Source organism: Thermus thalpophilus, from assembly GCF_022760915.1.
Classification (GTDB): domain Bacteria; phylum Deinococcota; class Deinococci; order Deinococcales; family Thermaceae; genus Thermus; species Thermus thalpophilus.
The window spans coordinates 1-7,165 of record NZ_JAKTNS010000059.1 but is presented as its reverse complement, the minus strand read 5'-3'; the positions used below and the strand labels follow the sequence as shown (position 1 = coordinate 7,165).

Here is a 7,165-nt window from a genome sequence, read left to right as displayed (position 1 = left end):
AAGGCGCGGAAGTCCCTTGGGGTTATGCCCTATGGAGGTTTTGACGTGTACATAGGGCCCGGGCAATCTTCACGGCGTTTTCCACCGCCTCGGCCCCGGTGGTGAGGAAGACGGTCTTCTTAGGGAACTCCCCAGGAGCCAGAGCGGCGAGGCGCTCCGCCAGGCGTACGTAGGCCTCGTAAGGGGTCACCTGAAAGCATACGTGGGTGAAGCGTTCCAGCTGAGCCCGCACCGCCTGCACCACCCGCGGGTGGCCGTGGCCCACGTTCATGACCCCAATGCCTCCGGTGAAGTCCAGGTATGCCTTCCCGTCCACGTCCCAGATCCAAACCCCCTCCGCCCGGGCGGCAAACACCGGGTGCGCCTGGGCCACCCCCCGGGGCACGTACTGCTCCCTAAGGTGCCAAAGGGCTTCGTTGCGCGACTCCACCAGGGCCACGTTGCCTCCTTTGGGTTATCAGGTTAGCGGAGGGAGGACCCTTGCAGCTAGGTGTGCCACCCACAAAAGCGCTCAAACCTTTTTGTCATCCAAGGACCAAATCCGGGCCGCCAGTTCCAGGAGGAAGCGGTCTTCAGGGCGCCGGAGATCCAGGCCCAGCTTCTCTTCCACCCGGTGCAAGCGGTAGCGCAGGGTGTTTAGGTGGAGCCCCAAGGCTGCCGCTGCCTCCTTGAAGGAAAACCCCCGCTCCACCCAGGCCAAAAGGGCCTCCCGCTCCGAAGGGCGCAAGGGGGAAAGGAGCGTTTTGAGTTCCCGCCGAGCCTCCGGATCCCCTCGGAGGAAGCGGGGTACCAAATGCGCCTCGTAGAGGTACACGCCCGGCTGTGCAAAACCCTCCAGCCGCTCCACCTCCTCCCGGGCCTTGGCGAGCTCTGCGGGGGCGTAGGGCCGGGATAGGTAAAGGGGCCAGGGGCGGTTTAGGGCGTGGAAGAAGGAGGGGGCCTCGAGGTTCTCGGGCAGGAGAAACCGCACCTCGTTAAGGCTCACGGAAACCACGGCGCACGCCCCCAAGCGCTTGAGAAGGGCGCGAACCTCTTTGAGGGCGGCCTCCCGCTCCTGGAACCCCGCCTCCGTAAGGGGCAGCGAAAGGGGCAGGCGCAACACGCCCAACCGGTAGCGGCGCCCCAGGTCCAGCCCGAAAGCCCGGGCCCGCTCTGGGGTCAACGCTTCCCGCTTTCCCTCCAAAAGTGCATCCAGGAAAGCGTAGCCAAGCCGCGCCTCCTGCTCGGCCAAAGCCCGGTGATGGGCAAGGATCAAGCCCGCCACCAAGGCGGCGTTCTCCAAGGCTTGGCGCTCCACCTCGTCCGCTTCGCCCGAAAGGACGAGGTACCCTCCCCGCTCCCGGCCCAAGGGCACAGGCACCGCAAAGCCCTCGTGGCGCTCCACCCACCGCACCGACTTACCCAATAGCTGCGAAAGTCTTTCCAAAAAGCTTTCCAGCTCTTCTCGGGCCAACACCGCCTGCATCAGGGCCCGATGCACCACCTGCACCCGCTCCTGGACCGCAAGCTGCCGGGCCAGGAGCAGGCGGAGCACCTCTTCGGTCACCTGGGCAAAAGGGACCTCCCAGGGAAGCTCCAGGGCCGCCACTCCCCGGGCGGCCAGGACCACCAAGGCCGGCTCGGGGAACTGGGCAAAAAACTGGGGCACCGCCAGCACCACCCCTGCGGGTTCCCGTTCCGCGAGTAGGGAAGCAAAAGCCCGCAAGGCGCCTTCTTCCCGCGGCCAGGCATACCCCGTGGTGAGGAGAAGCTGCCCGGGCTTCACCCAGGGAAAGGGCTCGGGCAGATCCACCACGTGTACCCAAGACACCCGGCGAAAGGGATCCCCCCCACGGAGGCGTGCCCCGCTAAGCGCGGGCAGGGCCAAGAGGTCTTGCAAAGGAAGTCCCGTCACACACTCCCCCGTTTCCCCTCTATTCTGCGGCAGGGAACGCAGTCAAGGGGACGAGCGGGCACCCAGAACCCCACCCCCGCGCTCCATCTTCCAGCCCGCTCCGAGCACCGCCTTGAACCGGGAGTAGACTAAAGAGGTGGAGAAGGACCTCCTAGACCTCCTCGGCCAGCACCTGGTGTGGCGCATCGGGCGCGCGGAAGAGGAGGACGTGCTCATCGTGCGGGTGGGCCTGGCCTCGGCCACGCCCCGGTTCCGCGAGCTTCCCAGGCTCCTCAACGTCCCCGACGCCGAGGTTTCCCGCCTCCTCAAGGAAGGCCGGGTGCGGGTGGAGTGGGTGGAAGGATGAAGGCCAGGCTCCAGCTTCACCTAAACGGCAGCCTGCCCCAAGGACTTCCCCTGGAGGTGCATCTTCACGGCCCTGAGCTCCGAGGGGTGCTGCGCCAGGAAAACCCCGTGCTGGGGGAGCTGGTTCTCCCCTTTGCCAGCCGGCTGGAGGGCGAGCGCCTCATGGCCCTGCCCCTACCTCCCCCTTCCTTGCGGGTGGAGGGCCAGGCGCACCGGGTTCAGGAGGGATGGGAACTGGAGCTGGAGCTCACCTTAGTTCTGCCCGAGGGAAGGAGCTGGGGCGAAAAGGCCTTCGCCAAAATCTTGGAAGCCCTATTCCACCGCTACTTAGAACGTGCCCTTTCCCCCCAAGCCCCTTCTCCGGTATAGTGCCCTCTAAAGGAGGTGCCTATGCTGGAAATCCGGTACCTGGGCCACTCGGCGGTCTGGCTTTCCGACGGCAAAACCAAGGTCATCATAGACCCCTTCCTCACGGGCAACCCCCTGGCGGCGGCCTCTGTGGCCGAGGTCCAGGCCGACCTTATCCTGATAACCCACGCCCACGGGGACCACTTTGGGGACGCCGTGGCCCTTTCCAAGAAGGGGGGTGTGGTGGTCTCCACCTTTGAGATCGCCACCTACGCCGAAAAGCACGGGGCCAAGAGCATCCCCATGAACATCGGCGGCACCTACCGCTTTGAAGGCGGCTGGCTCAAGTGGACCCCCGCCTGGCACTCCTCCAGCTTCCCCGACGGCACCTACGGGGGAATGCCCATGGGGGTCATCCTGGAGCTTGGGGGCAAGCGCATCTACCACGCCGGGGACACCGCCCTCTTCTCGGACATGCGCCTCATCGGGGAGGTGGGCCTGGACCTCGCCTTCTTACCCATCGGGGATCACTTCACCATGGGGCCGGAGGACGCCTTAAAGGCCCTAGACCTCCTCAAACCCAAAAAGGTGGTGCCCATCCACTACAACACCTTCCCCCCCATACGGCAAGATGGGGAGGCCTTCGCCCAGAAGGCCGGGGAGCGGGGGGTGGAGGGGCACGCCCTGAAGCCGGGAGGGGTCTTGGTCCTTGAGTAGCTTGAAGCGCAAGGACTTTCGCCTCCTCATGCTCCTGGGCCTGGGCCAGACGGCCCAAGTCTACCTGGCCGAGGCCCCGGGCCTGGGGAAGGTGGCCCTGAAGCTCCCCAAGAAGGAGGTGCGCCAAAACCCCAAGCTGGCGGAGCGCTTCGCCCGGGAGGTGACCCTATCCCTCTCCCTCAAGCACCCCCACCTGGTGCGGGGCCTGGCGGGGGTGCCCTTGGGGGAGGAGGCCTTCTTGGCCCTGGAGTACTTGGAGGAAGGCACCTTGGAGGAGCGCCTCCACCGGGACCCCCTGCCCCGGGAGGAGGCGGTGAAGGCGCTTTTGGAGGTGGGAGAAGCCCTTTTATATCTTCACGAGAAGGGCTTTCTGCACCAGGACGTGAAGCCCTCCAACGTCTTTATTGACGGGGGCCACTACAAGCTGGGGGACCTCGGCACGTTACGCTCCTTGGTGGAGGGCAGCCCCGAGTACGCCGGAAGCCCGCACTACCTGGCCCCAGAGCTCTTTTTGGGAGCCCTGCCGAGCCCGAAAAGCGAAGCCTACGCCTTCGGCGTCATGGCCTACGAGCTCCTCACCGGCAAGCGGCCTTTTCGGGGGGAAAGCCTGGAAGAGCTCCGCCAGGCCCACCTCCTCCTCCCCCCGCCCCCCACGAGCCTACCCCCAAGGCTGGACAAGGCCCTCAGGCGCCTCCTCGCCAAGCGCCCGGAAGAACGCCTGGACCTCAAGGGCTTCCTGGAGGTGCTCCGCCACCCCCAGGGCCCGCCCACGGAGCCCCAGGAGCCCAAGAAACCCAAGCGCTTTCCCTTTTGGAGGAAGTGATGGAACCGGTCTGGTACCCCGAAGAGGAAGCCCGAAACACCCGGCTTTACCGGTTCATGGAGGCCCTGGGCTTCCATGACTACGAGGCCTTCTACCGCTACAGCGTGGAGGAGGCGGAGGATTTCTACCACCAGTTCTTGGGCCACTTGGGCGTGCCCTGGCGCAGGCCCTACAGCAAGGTCATTGAGGGAGGCTTCCCCTTCCCCCGCTTTTTCGTAGGGGGAAGGCTCAACCTGGTGGAGGCAGCCCTGCGCCACCCGGAGGACCGCCCAGCCCTCCTCCACGAAACGGAGGACGGTCAGGTGCGCGCCCTCACCTACGGGGAGCTTAGGAGGGAGGTGGCCCGGGTGGCGGCGGGGCTTAGGGCGCTCGGGGTGGGCCGGGGGGAGCGGGTGGGCATCTGGATGCCCATGGGCCTCGAGGCCGCCACCCTCCTCCTCGCCACTGCCTGGCTCGGGGCCATCGCCGTCCCCATCTTCTCCGGCTACGCCGCCGAGGCCGCCGCCATCCGCCTAAAAGACGCCGAGGCTAGGCTCCTCGCCGTCCAAGACGGCTTCCTGCGGCGGGGAAGGAGGGTGGAGCTCCTCGGGGAAGCCCGCAAGGCCTTAGCCCTTTCGGGCACGGAAGGCCTTTTGGTGGTGCGGCGCTTGGGCCTTCCCTTAGTGGCAGGGGAGGTGGACTACGCCGCCCTGGGGGGCGAAACCTCCCCTCCGGAGGAAATGGAAAGCATGGACCCCTTCATGCTCATCTACACCTCCGGGACCACGGGCCGGCCCAAGGGCACGGTGCACTACCACGCGGGCTTCCCCCTCAAGGCCGCCTTGGACATGGCCCTCCTCTTTGACCTCAAGGAGGAGGACCGCCTCTTCTGGTTCACCGACCTAGGTTGGATGATGGGGCCTTGGGCCATCCTGGGGGGGCTCATCCTGGGGGGCACGGGCTTCCTCTACGACGGCGCCCCCGACCACCCTGGCCCCGAGAGGCTTTGGCGGATGGTGGAGGCCCACCGCCTCACCCACCTGGGCCTCTCCCCCACCCTGGTGCGGGCCCTCATCCCCTTTGGGGAAGCCCCCGTGCGGGCCCACGACCTCTCCTCCCTCCGGGTCCTGGGCTCCACGGGAGAGCCCTGGAACCTCGAGCCCTACCTCTGGTTCTTCCGGGTGGTGGGGGAGGAAAAACGGCCCATCGTCAACTACTCCGGGGGAACGGAGGTTTCGGGGGGCATCCTGGGGAACGTCCTCCTGAAGCCCATCAAACCCATGGGGTTCAACACCGCCGTGCCCGGCATGAAGGCCGCGGTTTTGGACGAGGCGGGCAGGCCCGTGCGGGACCAAGTGGGGGAGCTCGCCGTCCTCGCCCCCTGGCCCGGGATGACCAAGGGCTTCTGGCGGGACGAAGCCCGCTACCTGGACGCCTACTTCGCCAAGGTGCCCGGGGTGTGGGTCCACGGGGACTTCGCCCTTTTAGACGAGGACGGGCACTTCTTCATCCTGGGCCGAAGCGACGACACCTTAAAGGTGGCGGGCAAGCGGGTGGGCCCGGCGGAGGTGGAAACGGCGGCCTTGGGCCACCCCGCCCTAAAGGAGGCGGCCGCCATCGGGGTGCCGGATCCGGTCAAGGGGGAGGCCATCGTGCTCTTCGCCGTCCTCAAGCCGGGGGTGGAGGCAAGCCCCGCCCTCGCCGAGGCGGTGGCGGAGAAGGTAGCCGAGGCCCTGGGTAAACCCTTAAGGCCCGAGCGGGTCCTCTTTGTGCCCGACCTTCCCAAAACCCGCAACGCCAAGGTGATGCGCCGGGTGGTGCGGGCCACCTACCTGGGCCAAGACCCCGGGGACCTCTCCGCCCTGGAAAACCCGGAGGCGGTGGAGGCCATCCGCCAAGCGGCCCATGGTGGCTAGGCTTCTCGCCGCCCTGGTCGCCCTGGGTCTGGGCTGGGCGAACCCTTTGGAGGAAGCCCGCGCCCTCTACGCCCGTGGAGAGATGGAGGGCGCGCTCGCAAAGCTAGCGCCCTTGACCCAAGGCCACGACCCCCCAGAGGAAGCCTTGCTCCTCGCTGGCTTCGCCCAATACCGCCTGGGCCAGTTCCGGGAGGCCCTCTTCACCTTTGGCCGCCTGGTGGGTCTCCTCAAAGGGGGAGGCGAGGCCCTTTACGGCTTCGGCCTGACCCTCCGCGCGCTCGGCGACCTGGAAGGGGCAAGGAGCGCCCTTTTGGCCGCCTCCCGCCAGGGCTATCCCGAGGCGGAAAGCCTCCTAAACACCCTCCCCCCTCCCCCACCCCCAAACCCCAAGGCCCGCAAGCCCCCCCCTCCCTTCGCCGCCCGTGAAGGGCGCTTTTGGGTGAACGGCAAGCCCCTTTTGGTGCGGGGGGTGAACCTGGGGGTGGCCCTGCCGGGGCGTTTTCCTACGGAGTTTCCCGAGGAAGAGGCGCTTTACCGGGCCTGGCTTGAACTCCTCTCTGCCATGGGGGCCAACGCCGTGCGCACGTACACCCTCCTTCCCCCCGCCTTCTACCGGGCCCTCCTGAACCACAACCGCCTTCACCCAGACCGCCCCCTCTACCTCTTCCAAGGGGTCTGGACGGAGCTGCCCGAGGACGAAGGCTATCCCGATTGGGAGGGCCCCTTCTTGGAAAAGTTCCTCCTGGAAGGGCGGGAGGTCTTGGACGCCCTTCACGGCAACCTGCGCCGCGCCCCCCGCCCCGGGCACGCCCACGGGGACTACACCGCCGACGTGTCCCCATGGACCCTGGGCCTTTTGCTGGGGCGGGAGTTTGAGCCCTACTCCGTGGAGGCCTATAACCGTCGCCACCCGGGGCGGGTTTACCGGGGCCGTTTCCTGGAGGCCATCCCAGGGGCGAGCCCCTTTGCCGCCTATTTGGCCGAGGTCCTGGACCGCCTTGCCAGCTACGAATGGGAGGCCTATGGGACGGCGCGCCCCTTGGGTTTCGTCAACTGGCCCACCCTGGACCCCTTGACCTGGGTTAGCGCTCAGTACACGTCAAAACGTGGGACCACCCCTTTAGGATGGACCTGCGCCCACGT

At 67.0% G+C, this 7,165-nt stretch carries 8 protein-coding genes; 6 read left to right on the top strand and 2 right to left on the bottom strand.

Annotated features, from left to right (window positions below; genetic code table 11):
• Positions 1–22: 22 nt before the first annotated feature.
• The gene (locus L0D17_RS12625; RefSeq protein WP_423247956.1) at positions 23–430 is read right to left on the bottom strand and encodes an aminotransferase class III-fold pyridoxal phosphate-dependent enzyme; all 408 of its coding nucleotides are present in this window, start codon (positions 428–430) and stop codon (positions 23–25) included.
• An 81-nt stretch (positions 431–511) separates the two neighbouring features.
• The gene (locus L0D17_RS12620) at positions 512–1,894 is read right to left on the bottom strand and encodes a PucR family transcriptional regulator (protein ID WP_243095628.1); all 1,383 of its coding nucleotides are present in this window, start codon (positions 1,892–1,894) and stop codon (positions 512–514) included.
• A 136-nt stretch (positions 1,895–2,030) separates the two neighbouring features.
• On the opposite strand from L0D17_RS12620, the gene L0D17_RS12615 reads away from it, so the two are divergent.
• From L0D17_RS12615 to L0D17_RS12590, 6 genes are all read left to right on the top strand, one after another.
• Positions 2,031–2,240: a DUF3248 domain-containing protein gene (locus L0D17_RS12615; protein ID WP_039458978.1), complete on the top strand. Its 210-nt coding sequence runs from the start codon at positions 2,031–2,033 to the stop codon at positions 2,238–2,240.
• Positions 2,237–2,608: a DUF3809 family protein gene (locus L0D17_RS12610; RefSeq protein WP_243095627.1), complete on the top strand. Its 372-nt coding sequence runs from the start codon at positions 2,237–2,239 to the stop codon at positions 2,606–2,608. Before L0D17_RS12615 ends, L0D17_RS12610 begins: the two co-directional genes overlap by 4 nt.
• 21 nt (positions 2,609–2,629) lie before the next feature.
• Positions 2,630–3,304 carry a metal-dependent hydrolase gene (locus tag L0D17_RS12605; RefSeq protein WP_243095626.1) on the top strand — a complete coding sequence of 225 codons (675 nt, stop codon included), beginning with the start codon at positions 2,630–2,632 and terminating at the stop codon, positions 3,302–3,304.
• Positions 3,297–4,127 carry a serine/threonine-protein kinase gene (locus L0D17_RS12600; RefSeq protein ID WP_243095625.1) on the top strand — a complete coding sequence of 277 codons (831 nt, stop codon included), beginning with the start codon at positions 3,297–3,299 and terminating at the stop codon, positions 4,125–4,127. Before L0D17_RS12605 ends, L0D17_RS12600 begins: the two co-directional genes overlap by 8 nt.
• Positions 4,127–6,022: an AMP-binding protein gene (locus L0D17_RS12595; protein WP_243095624.1), complete on the top strand. Its 1,896-nt coding sequence runs from the start codon at positions 4,127–4,129 to the stop codon at positions 6,020–6,022. The genes L0D17_RS12600 and L0D17_RS12595 overlap by 1 nt, the downstream gene beginning before the upstream one ends.
• Positions 6,012–7,165 (top strand): tetratricopeptide repeat protein (locus L0D17_RS12590; protein WP_479729395.1); only part of this gene is annotated, 1,154 nt, incomplete at its 3' end. The genes L0D17_RS12595 and L0D17_RS12590, both read left to right, overlap by 11 nt.

Excerpts from the sequence above, each read along its gene's own strand:
- L0D17_RS12605 (WP_243095626.1), top strand. The coding sequence starts at position 2,630 with ATGCTGGAAATCCGGTACCTGGGCCACTCGGCGGTCTGGCTTTCCGAC.
- L0D17_RS12610 (WP_243095627.1), top strand. The coding sequence starts at position 2,237 with ATGAAGGCCAGGCTCCAGCTTCACCTAAACGGCAGCCTGCCCCAAGGA.
- L0D17_RS12595 (WP_243095624.1), top strand. The coding sequence starts at position 4,127 with ATGGAACCGGTCTGGTACCCCGAAGAGGAAGCCCGAAACACCCGGCTT.